Source organism: Comamonas composti DSM 21721, assembly GCF_000429845.1.
Lineage (GTDB): Bacteria > Pseudomonadota > Gammaproteobacteria > Burkholderiales > Burkholderiaceae_C > Comamonas > Comamonas composti.
Genome location: NZ_AUCQ01000007.1, coordinates 115,291 through 131,192, shown reverse-complemented (window position 1 = coordinate 131,192; position 15,902 = coordinate 115,291). Strand labels below are relative to the sequence as shown.

The 15,902-nt window shown below is 61.8% G+C and carries 16 protein-coding genes; 9 read left to right on the top strand and 7 right to left on the bottom strand.

Annotated features, from left to right (window positions below):
• Window positions 1-18 precede the first annotated feature (18 nt).
• Both ispD and ispF read left to right on the top strand, forming a co-directional pair.
• Window positions 19-834, top strand: a complete 816-nt coding sequence (gene ispD, locus G486_RS0107165; protein WP_027014929.1) for a 2-C-methyl-D-erythritol 4-phosphate cytidylyltransferase — start codon at window positions 19-21, stop codon at window positions 832-834.
• Window positions 835-915: 81 nt separating this feature from the next.
• Complete coding sequence (gene ispF / locus G486_RS0107160; protein WP_027014928.1) at window positions 916-1,395, top strand: 2-C-methyl-D-erythritol 2,4-cyclodiphosphate synthase; 480 nt, start codon at window positions 916-918, stop codon at window positions 1,393-1,395.
• Between the two features lies 1 nt (window position 1,396).
• On the opposite strand, the gene G486_RS0107155 is transcribed toward ispF, so the two are convergent.
• Window positions 1,397-2,899: an ATP-binding protein gene (locus tag G486_RS0107155; protein ID WP_027014927.1), complete on the bottom strand. Its 1,503-nt coding sequence runs from the start codon at window positions 2,897-2,899 to the stop codon at window positions 1,397-1,399.
• Between the two features lie 419 nt (window positions 2,900-3,318).
• Window positions 3,319-4,056 (bottom strand): osmolarity response regulator transcription factor OmpR, encoded by a 738-nt coding sequence (gene ompR, locus G486_RS0107150; protein ID WP_156919938.1) that lies wholly within the window; start codon window positions 4,054-4,056, stop codon window positions 3,319-3,321.
• A gap of 273 nt (window positions 4,057-4,329) precedes the next feature.
• On the opposite strand from ompR, the gene G486_RS0107145 reads away from it, so the two are divergent.
• Complete coding sequence (locus tag G486_RS0107145; protein WP_027014925.1) at window positions 4,330-5,067, top strand: SIMPL domain-containing protein; 738 nt, start codon at window positions 4,330-4,332, stop codon at window positions 5,065-5,067.
• 207 nt (window positions 5,068-5,274) lie between these two features.
• A complete protein-coding gene (gene phaR, locus G486_RS0107140; protein ID WP_027014924.1) occupies window positions 5,275-5,799 on the top strand; it encodes a polyhydroxyalkanoate synthesis repressor PhaR in 525 nt (174 codons plus the stop codon).
• Between the two features lie 185 nt (window positions 5,800-5,984).
• Here the strand turns inward: phaR and G486_RS0107135 are convergent, their stop codons facing one another.
• Complete coding sequence (locus tag G486_RS0107135) at window positions 5,985-6,743, bottom strand: IclR family transcriptional regulator (protein WP_051303261.1); 759 nt, start codon at window positions 6,741-6,743, stop codon at window positions 5,985-5,987.
• Window positions 6,744-6,837: 94 nt separating this feature from the next.
• On the opposite strand from G486_RS0107135, the gene G486_RS21705 reads away from it, so the two are divergent.
• From G486_RS21705 to G486_RS0107110, 5 genes are all read left to right on the top strand, one after another.
• Window positions 6,838-7,707 (top strand): SDR family NAD(P)-dependent oxidoreductase, encoded by an 870-nt coding sequence (locus G486_RS21705; RefSeq protein WP_051303289.1) that lies wholly within the window; start codon window positions 6,838-6,840, stop codon window positions 7,705-7,707.
• Window positions 7,708-7,725: 18 nt separating this feature from the next.
• Window positions 7,726-9,090 (top strand): flavin-containing monooxygenase, encoded by a 1,365-nt coding sequence (locus G486_RS0107125; RefSeq protein ID WP_051303258.1) that lies wholly within the window; start codon window positions 7,726-7,728, stop codon window positions 9,088-9,090.
• A 30-nt stretch (window positions 9,091-9,120) separates the two neighbouring features.
• The gene (locus G486_RS0107120; RefSeq protein WP_027014921.1) at window positions 9,121-10,050 is read left to right on the top strand and encodes a bile acid:sodium symporter family protein; all 930 of its coding nucleotides are present in this window, start codon (window positions 9,121-9,123) and stop codon (window positions 10,048-10,050) included.
• A complete protein-coding gene (locus G486_RS0107115) occupies window positions 10,047-11,036 on the top strand; it encodes an NAD-dependent epimerase/dehydratase family protein (RefSeq protein ID WP_027014920.1) in 990 nt (329 codons plus the stop codon). The genes G486_RS0107120 and G486_RS0107115 overlap by 4 nt, the downstream gene beginning before the upstream one ends.
• A gap of 101 nt (window positions 11,037-11,137) precedes the next feature.
• Window positions 11,138-11,662, top strand: a complete 525-nt coding sequence (locus tag G486_RS0107110; RefSeq protein WP_034386858.1) for a GNAT family N-acetyltransferase — start codon at window positions 11,138-11,140, stop codon at window positions 11,660-11,662.
• A gap of 208 nt (window positions 11,663-11,870) precedes the next feature.
• Here G486_RS0107110 and G486_RS0107105 read toward each other — a convergent pair whose 3' ends face one another.
• The 4 genes from G486_RS0107105 to G486_RS0107090 form a co-directional block, all read right to left on the bottom strand.
• Window positions 11,871-12,635: an iron ABC transporter ATP-binding protein gene (locus G486_RS0107105; RefSeq protein ID WP_027014918.1), complete on the bottom strand. Its 765-nt coding sequence runs from the start codon at window positions 12,633-12,635 to the stop codon at window positions 11,871-11,873.
• Entirely contained in the window at window positions 12,632-13,543 is a 912-nt protein-coding gene (locus tag G486_RS0107100) for an iron chelate uptake ABC transporter family permease subunit (protein ID WP_245587273.1), read from the bottom strand. Before G486_RS0107100 ends, G486_RS0107105 begins: the two co-directional genes overlap by 4 nt.
• A gap of 86 nt (window positions 13,544-13,629) precedes the next feature.
• The gene (locus tag G486_RS0107095; RefSeq protein WP_051303254.1) at window positions 13,630-14,628 is read right to left on the bottom strand and encodes an ABC transporter permease; all 999 of its coding nucleotides are present in this window, start codon (window positions 14,626-14,628) and stop codon (window positions 13,630-13,632) included.
• Entirely contained in the window at window positions 14,612-15,553 is a 942-nt protein-coding gene (locus G486_RS0107090; protein WP_051303252.1) for a siderophore ABC transporter substrate-binding protein, read from the bottom strand. Before G486_RS0107090 ends, G486_RS0107095 begins: the two co-directional genes overlap by 17 nt.
• Window positions 15,554-15,902: the final 349 nt, after the last annotated feature.

Here is a 15,902-nt window from a genome sequence, read left to right as displayed (position 1 = left end):
CTCACTACAATCGCGCCCATGACTGATTTGCTTGTGCCGGTTCAACCACTGGCCCCGATTCGTTTCTGGGGGCTGATACCTTGCGCAGGCATAGGCTCGCGCGCGATGGCACCCGGTGGTCCAGCACCAGATCTTCCCAAGCAATACCATTCGGTTGCCGGCAAGCCCATGGTCATGCATACGCTGGCGGCTTTTGCGGGCGTGGCCCGCGTGCACCAGACCCTGGTGGCGGTGGCGCCGGGAGACCGGTTCTGGGAAGGGCGCGCGACTTCATCGCGCTATAGCATCCGGGCTTGCGGAGGGCCTACGCGGGCCGCGACCGTGAGCAATGGCTTGCAGGCCTTGCTGGCACTCGGGGCGCAGGAGCAGGACTGGGTGCTGGTGCACGATGCGGCCCGCTGCCTTGTGCTGCCCGCGCAGATTGAGGCACTGATCACTGCCTGCGAGCACGATGCCGTGGGCGGGCTGCTGGCGCACAAACTGCCCGATACCTTGAAGATGGCCGTCATTGGCCCCCATGGCGAGCGTGTGGCTGCGACCCTGGACCGAAACGACAAATGGCTGGCCCAGACGCCTCAGATGTTCCGCCTGGGGGCGCTACGCCAGGCCTTGTTGCGCGCGGGCCATGAAGTGACAGACGAGGCCAGTGCCATGGAAGCCATGGGCCAGAGCCCGAGGCTGGTATCGGGAGGGGCGCAGAATTTCAAAGTCACCTATCCCGAGGACTTTGCAATGGCTGCAGCCATACTGGCCCAGCGGGTTCATGGGGCCACGCTGGAGCGCTACCGGGGGCAGAGAGATCAGCCGGCGCCTCAGGGCAATCCGTTTTTCTGATGGGATGATGATCGCGCTTGCAGCTCTTGGTTGCTGCTTCAAAATAGAGAGCTGCTAGCGCTTTCTGGACAAGGGTTTGAGATGTTTTTTCGTATAGGTGAAGGTTGGGATGTTCATGCCCTGGTGCCCGGGCGCAAGCTGATTCTGGGAGGCGTGGAGGTGCCGCATGTGCTGGGGCTGCTCGGGCATTCCGATGCCGATGTGCTGCTGCATGCGATCACCGATGCCTTGCTGGGCGCTGCGGCCCTGGGGGACATAGGCCGGCATTTTCCCGATACCGACGAGTGCTTCAAGGGCGCGGATTCCGTGACTTTGCTGGTGGAGGCCGCGAGCCGCGTGCGTGCCACGGGGCTGGAGATAGGCAATATCGACAGCACGGTCATTGCCCAGGCGCCCAAGCTGGCTGCTCATATTCCGGCCATGCGTGAGCGCATCAGCCAGGCCCTTGGGCTGCAACTGGATCAGGTCAATGTCAAGGCCAAGACCGCTGAAAAGCTTGGGCCCGTGGGCCAGCAGCAGGCCATGGAGGCGCGCGCCGTGGCCTTGCTTTACCGCCGCTGATTCAAAGCAAGGTCTCTCCCTCGCCGCCATTTCGGCGCGGAGGCAACTGGCGCTTGATCTGCGGACGCTGCAGGCGCTGCTCGGGCTCATCACCCTTGACCACGTTGGTGGCGCGCTGCAATTGCACATGGGCCACCAGGCCACCCGTGGAGGAGTTGGACAGCGCAAACACGCCACCCATGCGCTGCACGGTCTTGTCCACGATGGACAGGCCCAGGCCTGCGCCTGCGGCTGCTGTGCGTGCCGAGTCGCCGCGGAAAAAAGGCTGGGTCAGATTCGGCAGATGATCTGATGGCACGCCCAGGCCGTGGTCGCGTATGCGTACCACGACCCAGCTTTCACGATCCTTGGCGCTGACATCCACATAGGTGGTTTCGGTGTCCGGCGTCTTGCCGTACCGGCGTGCGTTTTCGAACAGGTTGGAGATGACGCGCGCGAGTTCCACCTCGTCGGCGAGCACGAACAGACCCTCGGGTACGTTCATGTTGATCTGGAGCTCATGGTGATCCTGCACTGCGTAGACGCAGGACGACACCACGGCCAGCAGGTTCACGGGCCCGAGCGTCACATGGTCGGGGCGGGCATAGTCCAAAAATTTGTCTATGGTGGCATCGAGCTGCACGATGTCGGCCACCATGTGCTCGCGTGCCACTTCGTCGATGACGCTCATCTCGGTTTCCAGGCGCAGCCGGGCCAGGGGCGTGCGCAGGTCATGAGAGATGCCTGCCAGCATGACGGCGCGGTCTTGCTCCAGCTTGGCCAGTTTCTGTGCCATGCGGTTAAAGCCTATGTTGACCTCGCGAATCTCGCTGGTCACGGCCTCCTCGTCGAGCTGGCTGGTGTCGAAGTCGCCTTCGCGCACGCGGTTGGCGGCATCCGAGAGCTGTTTGAGGGGGTGGTTGATCAGGCGCGCAATGATGGCAGCCCCAGCCAGGGAGAGAATGCCGGCCGTGATCAACCAGATCAGCCAGGTTCGTCCGCTGGCGGGCGTGAAGCGCGAACGGTCCATGAGCAGCCAGTTGCGGTCGCCGTTGATGGTAAAGCCAACCCACAGGCCTGGTTCACCATTGACGCTACGGGCAACAATCGTGCCGTAGCCGAGACGACGGGTCAGCTCTTCGGTCAGGCGCTTGCCCAGCGTGCTTTGATCGAGCAGCTCGAAGCTGTCGCCGGGCTCGCGCGGCAGAATGCGCACCCCTTCCTGATCGGCCATGGTCTTGATCAGCGAGACGCGGTTGATGGCATCGGAGTGGACCAGGGCTGCGCGGCTCAGATTGACCAGCGAGGCAATCTGCTGAGCAGTATGCAGGGTGCGCGGCTCGAACTCGAAGGCCCGCAGTGTCTGCAGCCAGGCAAGAATGCTGCCCACAAGCAGCAGGGCGAGCAAACAAAAGGTACGCCAGAAAAGATTGAGCCCCAGAGGCGAGCGTGGCGCCGCGCGCCGCTCGTAAACAAGCGGCGCCGGGCCGGTGGCCTCGGGCTGGGCGGAGTGAAAGGCACTCATTGTGAGTAGTCTGCTCGAAGGCGTAAGAGGTGGTTCAGTCAGCAGCTCTGAATCGGAAACTTGTCGAACTTCTGGTTGGGGGCATTTGCCTGCCCTTATCGAGTCGTACAGGCATATCGGATGCCAGTTTCACATGCCGTGCCGAAGATGAACCCTGGCTGTGACGGGGGGGCCGTGAGGTGTCCTATTGTGTCGTGTTTCAGCATGGGCCGACAAAGGCTGCAGGCCTGGCTCAAGTTCTGTCGAGGCTTCTGTGGGTAGGCAACGGGAGCTTTGTACGACGCTTTCATGAAGGTATGCAGATCGATGCAGGTCTGCACAGACAGCAGTGCATGAAAAGCCCTGGGATGGGCTTGACCATCACAAGGCTTGGAGGACGCTTGGCTGAAAGCAAAGCCTGAATGCTGCGGCTAGGGCTGTCAGTTCGCTCCATCAGGCACAAATACATAGCCCACGCCCCAGACAGTCTGTATATAGCGCGGAGCGGCTGCATCTTCTTCTATGAGTTTGCGCAGGCGTGAGACCTGCACATCAAGGCTGCGGTCAAAAGGCTCGAACTCGCGGCCACGTGCCAGCAAGGCCAGCTTTTCACGCGACAAAGGCTGGCGCGGGTGGCGTACCAGCGCCTTTAGCATGGCGAACTCGCCCGTGGTCAGGGGCAGTTCTTCGCCATTTTTTTGCAGCACACGTGTGCCCAGGTCGAAACTAAAGGGGCCGAAGCTCACCACCTCGTTGTCGCCTGAAGGGGCTCCTGGTGCTTCCTGAGGAGGACGACGGCGCAACACGGCGTGAATGCGGGCCAGCAGCTCTCGGGGGTTGAAGGGTTTTCCCAGATAGTCATCCGCACCCACTTCCAGGCCCACGATGCGGTCTACATCCTCTCCTTTGGCCGTGAGCATGATGATTGGAGTGCGGTCATTTGCCGAGCGCAGACGCCGGCATATCGAGAGGCCATCTTCGCCGGGCATCATGAGGTCAAGCACGATCAGATCAACGGTCTCTCGCAGCAAGATGCGGTTGAGAGCCTTGCCATCCTCGGCAATCATGATCTCGAAGCCTTCCTGCGTCAGATAGCGGCGCAGCAGGTCGCGGATGCGTGCGTCATCATCCACGACCAAGATCTTGTCGGTGCGGTTTGTCGTAGTCGCCATGGTCATCCTTGTTACGTCATTCGTAATAGCGGCCATTGTTACCAGCCTGCGTTTAAAAGTCCTTGGAAATAGCTAGACTTTTGCCTGGTGTTACAAATGTTGCGTTTGAATTTGGGACGATAAATGTTTCTTTCCATTTGTTGTCCTGAAAAAAGAGCCTTTGATACAGGTTTGTTTTCATTTTTGGATCTAATTGAAATGAAACCTATGTAAGGCCTCGATGTCCCATGTAAAGATGCAAGCATCTGAACTGGATTCGCAAGATATGAAAGGGAAAGCATGAACAAGCTTCTGAAATCCTTGGTGCGCACCCAACTGCCACTGACTCTCGCTTCATGCGCGTTGTTGGTTTCCGGCGTTGCGCGCGCGCAGGCTGTCGAGGTGCCGGCAAACGTGCTGCAGTTGTCGGCCGATGCGAGTGTTGAGGTCAGCCAGGACTGGTTGTCGGCCACGCTTGCCGTCATGCGTGAAGGCCGGGATGCATCGGCTGTCCAGGCCCAGTTGCAGAAAATTGTGGCAGCGGCCCTGGTGCAGGCCAAGAGCGCCGAGCAGGCTGGCCGGATGGAGGTCAGCTCGGGTAATTTCGGCGTTTATCCACGCTATGCCAAGGATGGCAAACTCGATGGGTGGCAGGGCCGTGCCGAGATCCTGCTCCAGGGGCGTGACTTTGCACGCATTACACAGACGGCCTCAAAGGTCCAGGACATGCCTTTGAGCGGCTTGGAGTTTGGTCTTTCCAGGGAGGCCCGTGAAAAGGTCGAATCTCAGGCGCAGGCTAAGGCCGTTGAGCAGTTCAAGCAGCGCGCAGAGTCCTTGGCCAGGAATTTCGGCTTCACGGGTTATAGCCTGCGCGAAGTCAGCGTCAACAGCAGCGGCGGTGGCGTCATGCCGGTTTTCCGCGCCCGTGCGGTCGGCAGCATGGCCAAATTTGGCGGTGCAGAAGCAGATGCCCTGCCTGTGGAGGCAGGCAAGACCCAGGTGGTGGTGAATGTCTCAGGCTCAGTGCAAATGCGCTGAAAGAAAGTATTTTTGAGCGATGTGGCGGCCATCCTTCTGGACGGCGTGCGCCACCGCACTAAGAATGGGGCCGGTCAGGGTTAGTGCTGCGCTCCGGTCAAGGCAGGCTGCCTAGAATCTGCTGCGCCGCAATAGATACCCTGTGAGCAGGGTGCGACTGCCATGATGGGCAGTTTTTTGTGGGCATGTCCCGCATGAGGAGAATGAATGCAAGGCACTAATCAAGCCACTGCCGCTGTGCAGCGTGTAATCAAGAAGTACCCCAACAGAAGGCTTTACGATACCAGCTCCTCTTCGTACATCACGTTGGCCCAGGTCAAGCAGTTGGTCATGGAGAATGTGCCGGTGTTGGTCAAGGATGCCAAGACCGATGAGGATTTGACTCGCTCCATCCTGTTGCAGATCCTGCTTGAGGAGGAGGCTGGCGGCGTGCCCATGTTTTCCGAGGCCATGCTGGCGAACATCATTCGTTTCTATGGTCATGCCATGCAGGGCTACATGGGAGCGTATATCGAAAAGAACGTGCAGATGTTCAGCGACTTCCAAAAGCAGTTGAACGAGCAGTCAAATACGACTTCGCCTGAGGCCTGGGGGCAGTTCATGCGCATGCAGTCTCCCATGTTGCAAAGCATGATGAGCGGCTATATGGAGCAGTCGCAGAACCTGTTCAGTCAAATGCAAGAGCAGACAGGGCAAATGCTGGGGGCTCTGGGGCTCAAGCGAGGCAACTGAGCTGTCTCCACGGCGCTACTCCAATTGCTTGAGTTTTGCGTGTTTTAGAACTCAAACGCTTGTCTGGAGAGCGCTTCCAGCTATCAAAAAGATATTTTCCGTGCCTTCGTGGCGCTGCATAGATGCAGTCTCATGCAGGCCTGCTTCACGCAGGCAGATAGCCGAGAGAGGGCGCTCTTCTCCATTCAACCCATGGTACGTGTCAGGGCTGTGGCGGCTGCCTTGAGGCGGGGTAGTTTTTCGAGCAACTGGCTCAGGCTGATGCGCGCGCTCGGGGCCTGAAGGGCCAGCGCGCAGCGCACGCTGCGCGCATCACTTGCGGGTACGGGGACGGCCACACAGACCAGGCCGGGCACAAATTCTTCGGCATCCACGGCATGGCCGGTCTTGCGTATGCGACGCAACTCCTCATCCAGGGCGCTGCGACTGGTCAGTGTGGTCGCCGTATGGTGCGTAAGCGGCAAGCCGTCGAGCAGGGCAGCACGCCGGCTGGCTGGCAAATGTGCCAGCAGCAGCTTGCCGCTGGCTGAGCAATGCAGCGGCACCTTGGTGCCGGGCCGGAGGTTGAGTTGCAAGGGAAATGCCGACTCAATCCGATCCAGGTAAAGCACTTGCACGCCTGCGAGCGCCGTGAGATTGCAGCTCTCGCCCACATCGGCCACCAATTGGCGCAGCACCGCGTGGCGTACGCCGTGCCGCGCACCCGACGTCAGAACAGCTTCGGCAAGGTTGAGCAGGCGCGTCGTGGGCGCATAGCGCCGCCCGTCGAGGGCGCGTGTCAGCAGGCCGCCGGATTCCAGCTGAATCAGCAGTCTGTGCACGCTGGGCTTGGGCCAGCCGCTGGCGGCCACGGCCTCGGCCAAGGTCAAGGGCCTGGCTTCGCGCACCAGGATTTCCAGCAGATCGAACAGGCGCAGGCCTGGTGAGCTTGAGGTTTCTTGCATAAATCTCAAAATTCGAGACAAATTCGCAAAAATTTCAAGCATTCTAGGCATAAGGCCTAGAGTTGCGGCAAGTTTGTTTGATGGCAGCTATCGCATGAGATCTGCAACCGTTTTACGCCATGGTTTTCAGAATGCCGTTGTCACCGGCGCCTGCGGTGGTCTGGGCCAGGCACTGGCACGCACGCTTTTGGCACAAGGTGCCCATGTTGCGCTGCTGGGCCTGGACAGGCCCGCACTCGAGGCACTGGCAGCCTCGGCCCCGGGGCGCTGTGGTGTCTATACGCCCGATGTCAGCCGTGCCCAGGCCATGCAGCAGGTGGCCCGGGACTGGATGGCGCGTGCAGGTCTGCCGGATCTGGTGATTGCCAATGCAGGCGTGGCCGGGGGCTTTGATACGGCGGAGATCGGGGATCTGGCCGTGATGCGCCGCATGCTGGAGATCAATCTTCTCGGGCCAGCGACCACGTTCTCGCCTTTCTTGAACGTTTTACGCACCGAGCCCGATCGAGCCTGCGCGCTGGTGGGCGTGGCCAGCATTGCCGGCTGGCGCGGAATGCCCGGCAATGGCGCGTATTGCGCGAGCAAGGGTGGACTGATCCGCTATCTGCAAAGTCTGCGCGCCGAGTTGCGCGGCACGGCCATCAGCGTGCATACGGTCAGCCCAGGCTATTTGCGCACTGCGCTCACCGCAGGCAACCGCTTTGCCATGCCCGGTCTCATGGAGCCCGAAGCCGCAGCCCGGGCCTTGCTGGCCGGCGTGGAGCGCGGGCGGGCGCACATCGTGCTGCCGCGCCGTGTGGGCTGGCTCGCGCGTGTGCTGGCCTGCCTGCCCGATGCCTGGCATGACAGTCTGCTGAGCAGCCAGCCCCGCAAGCCCAGGCCCGGTGAGCAGGGCGCAAGCGTTATTCCGGGGTTGGAGCGCTCCGGGCCGGAGCGGTACAGCAATGATTCCGATGCCGACTAAAAGAAAAGAGGGAGACCCATGCGTCATGATCATCAGGCCGAATCCGCACCTACCAATAAGGCGGATTCCAGCCGGGCCACGCACGAGTTGATCGCGCTTATAGGAGCAGGGCCTTCAGGCCTGGCCGGAGCGCGCAATCTGCAAAAGCTGGGCATTGCCTTTCAGGGCTTCGAGGCTTTCAGGGATGTGGGAGGCCTGTGGAACATAGAGAACCCGCGCTCCACGGTGTATGAATCCGCGCATCTGATCTCAAGCAAGCGCACCACGGAGTTTGCCGAGTTCCCCATGGCCGATGAGGTGGCCGATTACCCCAGCCACCGCGAGCTTAAAAAGTACTTCAGCGATTTTGCCGATCACTTCGATCTGCGCCGGCACTTTCGCTTCGGTGTGCGGGTGCTGCGTGTGGAGCCCGTCGATCCCGCCGATGCGGGCACGTGCTGGCGCATCACGCTGCAACGCGACGATGGCGGCCAGGAAACTGCCGAATACAAGGGCGTGGTGATTGCCAACGGGACCCTGGCCGAAGCGAATATGCCGCGTTTCGAGGGCCGGTTCGCAGGCCAGTTGCTGCACACCAGCGACTACAAGAGCGCCGAGCAGTTCAAAGACCGGCGCGTACTCATCGTGGGCGCGGGAAATTCGGGCTGCGATATCGCTGTGGATGCCGTGCACTCAGCCCGGAGCGTGGATATTTCCGTGCGCCGCGGCTATTACTTCGTGCCCAAGTACGTGTTCGGCAAGCCTGCGGACACGCTGGGCGGCAAGCGCCCGCTGCCGCCCTGGCTCAAGCAGAAGGTGGACGCCATCGTGCTCAAGTGGTTTACGGGCGATCCCACGCGCTTCGGCTTTCCGAAGCCCGAGTACAAGATGTACGAGTCCCATCCCATCGTGAACTCGCTCATCCTGCACCACCTGGGCCATGGCGACATTCACGTCAAGGCCGATATCGCGCGCTTTGATGGTCATACCGTGCACTTCAAGGATGGCTCGCAGCAGGACTACGACATGGTGCTGGCCGCCACGGGCTATACGCTGCACTACCCGTTCATCGATCGCGAGCATCTGAACTGGCAGGGCATGGCGCCCAGGCTCTACATGAATATTTTTGCCCCGCGCTTCAGGCGCCTGGCCGTGCTGGGCATGATCGAGGCCAGCGGCATTGGCTGGCAGGGCCGCTGCGAGCAGGCCGAACTGGTGGCGCGCTATTTCAAAGGGCTCGACGATGACAGGCCGGCAGCGCATGCGCTGGAGCGTGCGATCGCCGGCCCCGCACCCGACCTCAGGGGCGGCTACAACTACCTGCAGCTCGAGCGCATGGCCTATTACGTGCACAAGGACAGTTATCGCGCCGCCGTGCGCAAGGCCGCGCAGCAACTGCTTTGATGGTTGGACGAAAAAACAAGAGGAGACGCCATGCTGCCCGTGGACGAGATACGCCTGAACTTCAACCCGGCCTCGCTGATGCTGCTCAATGGCGTGCTGGCCTTTCTCATGTATGGCATTGCGCTGGATACGCGCCTGGAGGACTTCAGGCGCGTGGCCCGCATGCCCTGGGCCATGGCCGTGGGCATTGCGGCCCAGTTCCTGGTACTGCCTGCCGTGACCTATGGGCTGACCCTGCTGCTGGATGTGGGGCCCAGCATTGCGCTGGGTATGATCCTCGTGGCGTGCTGCCCGCCCGGGAACATCTCCAACATACTCACGCACCGCGCGGGCGGCAATGTGGCGCTGTCGGTGTCCATGACGGCGATCTCCAACGCCTTGTCCGTGGTGCTTATGCCGCTGAACTTCGCGTTCTGGGGCGCCATGCATCCCAAGGCCTCGGCGCTGCTGCAGACGATTGCACTCGACCCGCTGGAGATGGTCGGCCATATCGTGCTCATCATCGGTCTGCCCTTTGTGCTGGGCGTATGGTGCGCCCAGGCCTTTCCGGCCGCAGTGGCGCGCATGAAAAAACCCGTGCGCATTCTGAGCCTGCTGGCCCTGGTGGGCTTCATCCTGGGGGCGATTGCGGGCAACTGGCGCTTCTTCCTCGACTATGTGGGCCTGGTGCTGCTGGCCGTGGCCTTGCATGATGCACTGGCCTTTGCCACGGGCTATGTGTGTGCCCGTCTCACGGGCCTGGCCGACTATGAGCGCCGTGCCGTCGCCATCGAGGTCGGCATACGCAACGCAGGGCTGGGCCTGGTGCTGATCTTCAGCTTTTTCGGCGGCCTGGGCGGCATGGCCGTGGTGGCCGGGGTCTGGGGCTTTTGGGACATCCTCGCGGGCCTGGCCCTGGCTTCGTGGTGGGGGCGCAGGCCGGCGCAAGGCGCGCCTGTTCTCGCAAAGGAGTCCCTGTGAAAAGCATTCCACAGCGTGCCCGCCGCATTCTGGTCACGGGAGGCGATGGCTTTCTGGGCCGTGGCCTGGTGACAGCTCTTGCGCGAAGGCCTGACACTCATGTGGTGGCCCTCGATGTGCGCGACGTGCCGCACCAGCGTCGCCTGCAGGGCGTGCACTACCAGGTGCAGGACGTGCGTGATGCGCGCCTCGCCCAGACCCTGGACGAGCACGGCATAGACACCGTGGTCCATCTGGCTTCCATCGTCACGCCGGGCAAGCAGTCCAGCCGGGCGTTTGAATACGATGTGGACGTGAACGGCACGCGCAATGTGCTCGATGCCTGCCAGGCCCGGGGCGTGAGCCATGTGGTCGTGTCCTCCAGCGGTGCGGCCTATGGCTATCACGCTGACAATGCGCCCTGGATCAGCGAATCCCATCCTTTGCGCGGCAACGAGGTCTTTGCCTATTCCGACCACAAGCGCCTGGTCGAGGAAATGCTGGCCGAGCGGCGCGCGCAGCACCCGCAACTGGCGCAGACCGTGCTGCGCATAGGCACGATCCTGGGTGAGCGCGTGGACAACCAGATCACGGCCTTGTTCGAGAAGTCGCGTCTTTTGGCGATACGCGGCAGTGACAGTCCCTTTGTGTTCATCTGGGACGAGGATGTGACCGGCGCCATCTTGCATGCGCTGGGCGGTGCCGTGCCCGGCTGCTACAACCTCGCAGGCGACGGCGCCTTGAACATTCACGAGATCGCCGCTCGCCTGGGAAAACCCACGCTCAATCTACCAGCAAGCCTGCTGCGCACGGTGCTGTGGGCGGGTTCGCGCCTGGGGCTGAGCCGCTACGGCCCCGAGCAGCTGGATTTTCTGCGCTACAGGCCCGTGCTCAGCAACCAGGCACTCAAGGCCTGGGGCTATGCGCCGCGCAAGACCAGTGCCCAGGCCTTCGAGGCTTTTGTGGCCGCTCGCCAGGCCCAGGGCCGGCCCGTGTCCAGGGTGTGAGTTGCTGTGTCCCAGCTGGAAACCCCCTGAAGCGTTCTCTGATTGAGTGCCAGTCTCCTGAAAGCGACACAAAATGCTGTCTTTTCATAGGAGAGCTGCCGGTGCAAATCATTCCGCTGAGAGTTGAACATGCCCTGGCTTACAGGCAGCTCATGCTGTATGGCTATGAGCACTCTCCCGAGGCCTTTTTGACGACACCTGAGGAATGCGCCGAGGTTCCTGCTTCATGGTGGGAAAAACGCATTGCCGATCCCGAGGGGGCAGGTCTGGCTTTCGGCGCTTTTGTTGGCGGGCAGCTGTGTGGTGCGGTGACTTTGCTGTTTTCCAGCCGGCCCAAGACCAGGCACAAGGCCCATGTCATCGGTGTGTATGTGCAGGAGGCCTGGCGCGCAAGAGGCCTTGGGCGCAGGCTCATGCATGCGGCCCTTCAGCATGTGGAGCAGCGCTCGGGCATCAAGGCCCTCCTGCTGAGCGTGGCCGAGCGCAACCGCAGCGCCATCGCTCTGTACGAGAGTCTGGGCTTTCACAGCTTTGGCATTGAGCCCATGGCTTTCAGCACAGGCCAGGGCTACCAGAGCATGGTTCACATGTACAAGAGCATTCAGGATCCGGAGCTGCATTCCTGAGCTCCCTGCCTGATCAGGTGCCCGGTTGACGGGTCCGCCAGCCGCCCCCTGGGACAGTGCCTTTGCGGGCGGCCTACAGAGTTGCGAATCCTCGCAATAGCACGGCTATTGCTGCGGTGTCGCGCCTCGTATCCCATCCCGCAAAGACACTGGCGCGCTGCGAGGAGATCGTGAACACGCGCTGAGAGCGTGAACACGCACTGAGAACTCAGGCCAGGTCAAAGTAATGGCACAGGCGCTGGCCCTTGATTTCGTGCACGCTCACGGGAATGCCGTAGAGCCTGGTCAGCACTTCATCCCGCACCACCTCCAGCGGCGTGCCTTCGCGCACCACATGGCCCTGCTTCATGGCGATGATGTGGTCCACATAGCAGCTGGCGAAGTTGATGTCATGCAAAACCACGACCACGGTCTTGCCGCGCTCGCGCACTAGGCGGCGCAGCAGCTGCATCATGCGCACGGCATGGGCCATGTCCAGGTTGTTCAAGGGCTCGTCCAGCAGGATGTAGGGTGTGTCCTGGCACAGCACCATGGCGATGTAGGCACGCTGGCGCTGGCCGCCGGAGAGCTCGTCCAGATAGCGTTCGGCAAGCTCATCCAGCTGGAGGAAGTCCAGGGCCTGATCCACATGGCGCGTGTCCTCGGGCGTCATGCGGCCCTTGCTGTGCGGAAAGCGCCCAAAGCTCACCAGGTCGCGCACCGTCAGGCGCAGCGAGGCCTGGTTTTCCTGGCGCAGTATGGCCATGACCTTGGCCAGGGCGTCGCTGGCCGTGGTGGCCACATCCAGTCCGTTGATCAGCACCTGGCCCGCGCTGATGGGCGCCAGCCGGCTGATCATGGACAGCAGGGTGCTCTTGCCGGCCCCGTTGGGACCGATGATGGCCGTGAACTTGCCCGCAGGAATCTGCGTGTCCACAGAGTGCAGCACCGTGGTGCTGCCATGGCGCTTGACTACGCCGCGCGTTTCTATCATTGCCTACCCTTGCGCATCAGCAGCCAGATGAACACCAGGCCGCCCACGAATTCAACGATCACCGACAGGGCCGAGTTAAAGCCCAGCACCTGCTCCAGTATCACCTGCCCGCCCAGCAGCAGCAGGCCGCCCCAGAGCACGGCAGCCGGCAGAACCCAGCCGTGGCGGCGCGTGCCCATCCAGTGGTAGGCAAGATTGGCCACGAGCAGCCCGAAAAAGGTCACGGGGCCGACCAGGGCCGTGGAAATGGCGACCATCGCACAGACCACGATCAGCAGGCGCAGCACCTGGCGCTGGTAGGCCAGGCCCAGGTTCAGGGCCACGTCGCGTCCCAGGGCCAGCACGTCCAGCACGTGGCGCTGACGCCAGAAATAAAAGGCACCCAGGAGCAGCAGGACCATCGACGGCACGAGCAGCTCCACATGGATGCTGTTGAAGTTCGCGAACATCCGGTCCTGCAGCGTGGCGAACTCGTTGGGGTCGATCATGCGCATGGCAAAGCTGGTCATGCTGCGAAACAGAATGCCCATGACCATGCCCACGAGCAGCATCAGGTGCAGACTGCTGGCATTGCCCGTGAACAGCCAGCGCATGAGCAGCACGCTGAGCACGACCATGAGCATGACCTCGATCAGGTACTTGGGCGCGGTGCCGAGCGCGACCACGCCCATGGAGCCGAGCACCAGGACCATCAGCGCCTGCAGGAACAGGTACAGCGAATCCAGCCCCATGACCGCAGGCGTGAGAATGGTGTTGTGCGTCACGGTCTGAAAGACCACCGTGGACATGCCCAGTGCGCTGGCCACGATCAGCATGGCCAGCAGCTTTGTGCCGCGATGCCGCAGCACAAAGTCCCATTCTGCTTCCACGCCCAGCGTCATGAAGCACAGGGCTGCGACCAGCGCCATGGCCGTGAGCAGGCCCAGGCGCAGGCGGCGTGAGGACCAAAGGGGCGGGCGCGAGGGCGTTGCAAGAGTCAGTGTTTGTTCCATGGCTAGTGGGCTGCGCGGCGGCGCAGCAGGATGACGAGGAACAAGGCGCTGCCGACCACGCCCATGACGGTGCCGACGGGGATTTCATAGGGAGCGATGACGAGGCGCCCGAACAGGTCGCACAACAAGGTCAGGGCCGCGCCGGCGGTGGCCACCCAGAGAACGCTGCGACGCACGCTGTCGCCGAGGATGAGGCGCACCACGTTGGGAACAATCAGGCCGACGAACGGAATCGAGCCCACGGTGACCACAATGCAGGCGGTGACCACAGACACCACGATCAGGCCTTGCAGCACCAGGCGCTTGTAGTTGAGCCCGAGGTTGGTGGCAAAGGATTCACCAAGGCCTGCGACCGTGAAACGGTCGGCTGCGAGGCAGGCCAGGGCCGTCAGCGCCAGGGACAGCCACAGCATTTCGTAGCGGCCTTCGACGACCACGGAAAAGTCGCCGTTGGAGAAGGCCCGCAGCGACTGGATCATGTCGTGCTGGTAGGCGAGAAAGGTGGTTGCGGCCTCGATTACGCCGGCCAGGATCAGCCCCACCAGTGGCACGATCCAGGCCGAGCGCAAACGAATGCGCGCGAGCACGGCCATGAACAAGGCCGTGCCTGCGAGGGCCGTGACGGCCGAAACCCCCATCTTGGCCACCACGGGCCAGTGCGGCGCCCAGAGCATGGTGGCGAGTATGCCCAGCGTGGCCGATTCCACCGTGCCCATGGTCGAGGGCTCGACGAAGTGGTTACGTGCCAGCATCTGCATCAGCAGCCCGGCCACGGCCATGGCGCTGCCGGCCAGCATCAGGGCCAGGGTGCGCGGAAGGCGCGAATACATGAGCACCTGGGCCACCATCTGGTCCTCGTTATCCGACCACAAGGTGTTCCAGGACACATCGCTCACGCCCACGGAAAGACTCCACAGCGCCAATGCAAAAAGGGCCGCGAGGGCCCCGGTCCATGCCAGGGCATTGCGCCCGGCGGACAAATGTCTACTTGGAGAATGCATCCGACAGCTGCTTGAGGTTCTCCTTGATTGCGGTGGGGCTGGAGTTCGACAGGATGTACCAGTTGGCCGCATTCAGGTAGACGATCTGCTGCTTGCGCCAGGCCTTGGTGGCGTGCATGAGCTTGTTGTCCAGCAGCTTTCTCGCGGCATCGCCTTCCTTGCCGATGGCGGCATCGCGGTCGAGTACCAGCAGCCACTCGGGATTGGTCTTGAGCAGGTACTCGAACGACACGGCCTGGCCGTGCTTGGAGACTTCGATCTCGTTCTTGATGGGGCTGACGCCGAACACCGAATACACCATGTCGAAGCGCGAGCCCGGGCCATAGACGCTGAGCTTGCCGCCGTTGGTCATGACGAACAGCGCATCGCCCTTGCCGGCAACCTTGCCCTTGAAGTCGGTGATTGCAGTTTCGATCTCGCTGATCTGCTGCTCGCCCTTTTCAGGCACGCCGTAGATGGCGGCAATGCTGCGGATGTTGCGATAGACGTGCTGCATCTGGTTCTGGTTGTCGAGGGTGACATCCAGCACCGGCGCGAACTTCTTGAGCTCGGCAATCTTGGGCAGGGTGCGGTTGCCGGCGATGATGAGATCGGGCTTGAGGGCCTTGATCTTTTCGTAGTCGGGCTCGAACAGGCTGCCGATGTGCGGGTATTTGGAGGCGTCCTTGAACTTGGACAGCATCTCGGGCACAGCCTGGTTGGGAACGCCGCTGACATCGCCGCCCAGGGTCTGGATGATGTCCAGCGCACCCAGGTCGTACACCAGCACGGTCTTGGGCTTGAGAGGCACAGTCACCTCGCCGCTGTTGTCCTTGATCTTCACGCTTTGCGTGGCCTGGGCCAATGCCTGAGGCGAGGCCAGGGTCAGACTCAAAACCACCCCCAACCCGCTGAGCGCCTTGCGGCGTGTCCACAAACTATGCATTGACCCACTTCCTTTCTAAATCGACGTAACGCCTGGATACGAAGTTATTTTATGAGAATCATTCTCACTATTGATTGATCCAGGTCGAGATCTGGCAGGCGCTAGTAGGTGTTTTTCCATTGTTTGACAAGCTTCTTTTTCTGTGCGCAAAAAGGCTGCAGGCTCTTAGAACGTGTTTACGATCTCCTCGGTGCCGCGCCAGTGTCTGTGCGGGATGGGATACAAGGCGCGACACCGCAGCAATAGCCGTGCTATTGCGAGGATTCGCAACGCTGTAGACCGCCCGCAAAGGCACTGTCCCGAAGGGTTGGAGCGAAATCGGGCGATTTCTTCGCGCTGTGGCTTGCTT

Bases quoted from the DNA above. Each gene is read 5' to 3' on its own strand.
- ispD (WP_027014929.1), top strand. From the start codon at position 19: ATGACTGATTTGCTTGTGCCGGTTCAACCACTGGCCCCGATTCGTTTC.
- ispF (WP_027014928.1), top strand. From the start codon at position 916: ATGTTTTTTCGTATAGGTGAAGGTTGGGATGTTCATGCCCTGGTGCCC.
- G486_RS0107155 (WP_027014927.1), bottom strand. From the start codon at position 2,899: ATGAGTGCCTTTCACTCCGCCCAGCCCGAGGCCACCGGCCCGGCGCCG.
- ompR (WP_156919938.1), bottom strand. From the start codon at position 4,056: ATGACCATGGCGACTACGACAAACCGCACCGACAAGATCTTGGTCGTG.
- G486_RS0107145 (WP_027014925.1), top strand. From the start codon at position 4,330: ATGAACAAGCTTCTGAAATCCTTGGTGCGCACCCAACTGCCACTGACT.
- phaR (WP_027014924.1), top strand. From the start codon at position 5,275: ATGCAAGGCACTAATCAAGCCACTGCCGCTGTGCAGCGTGTAATCAAG.
- G486_RS0107135 (WP_051303261.1), bottom strand. From the start codon at position 6,743: ATGCAAGAAACCTCAAGCTCACCAGGCCTGCGCCTGTTCGATCTGCTG.
- G486_RS21705 (WP_051303289.1), top strand. From the start codon at position 6,838: ATGAGATCTGCAACCGTTTTACGCCATGGTTTTCAGAATGCCGTTGTC.
- G486_RS0107125 (WP_051303258.1), top strand. From the start codon at position 7,726: ATGCGTCATGATCATCAGGCCGAATCCGCACCTACCAATAAGGCGGAT.
- G486_RS0107120 (WP_027014921.1), top strand. From the start codon at position 9,121: ATGCTGCCCGTGGACGAGATACGCCTGAACTTCAACCCGGCCTCGCTG.
- G486_RS0107105 (WP_027014918.1), bottom strand. From the start codon at position 12,635: ATGATAGAAACGCGCGGCGTAGTCAAGCGCCATGGCAGCACCACGGTG.
- G486_RS0107100 (WP_245587273.1), bottom strand. From the start codon at position 13,543: ATGGCGCTGGTCGCAGCCCTGTGCTTCATGACGCTGGGCGTGGAAGCA.
- G486_RS0107095 (WP_051303254.1), bottom strand. From the start codon at position 14,628: ATGCATTCTCCAAGTAGACATTTGTCCGCCGGGCGCAATGCCCTGGCA.
- G486_RS0107090 (WP_051303252.1), bottom strand. From the start codon at position 15,553: ATGCATAGTTTGTGGACACGCCGCAAGGCGCTCAGCGGGTTGGGGGTG.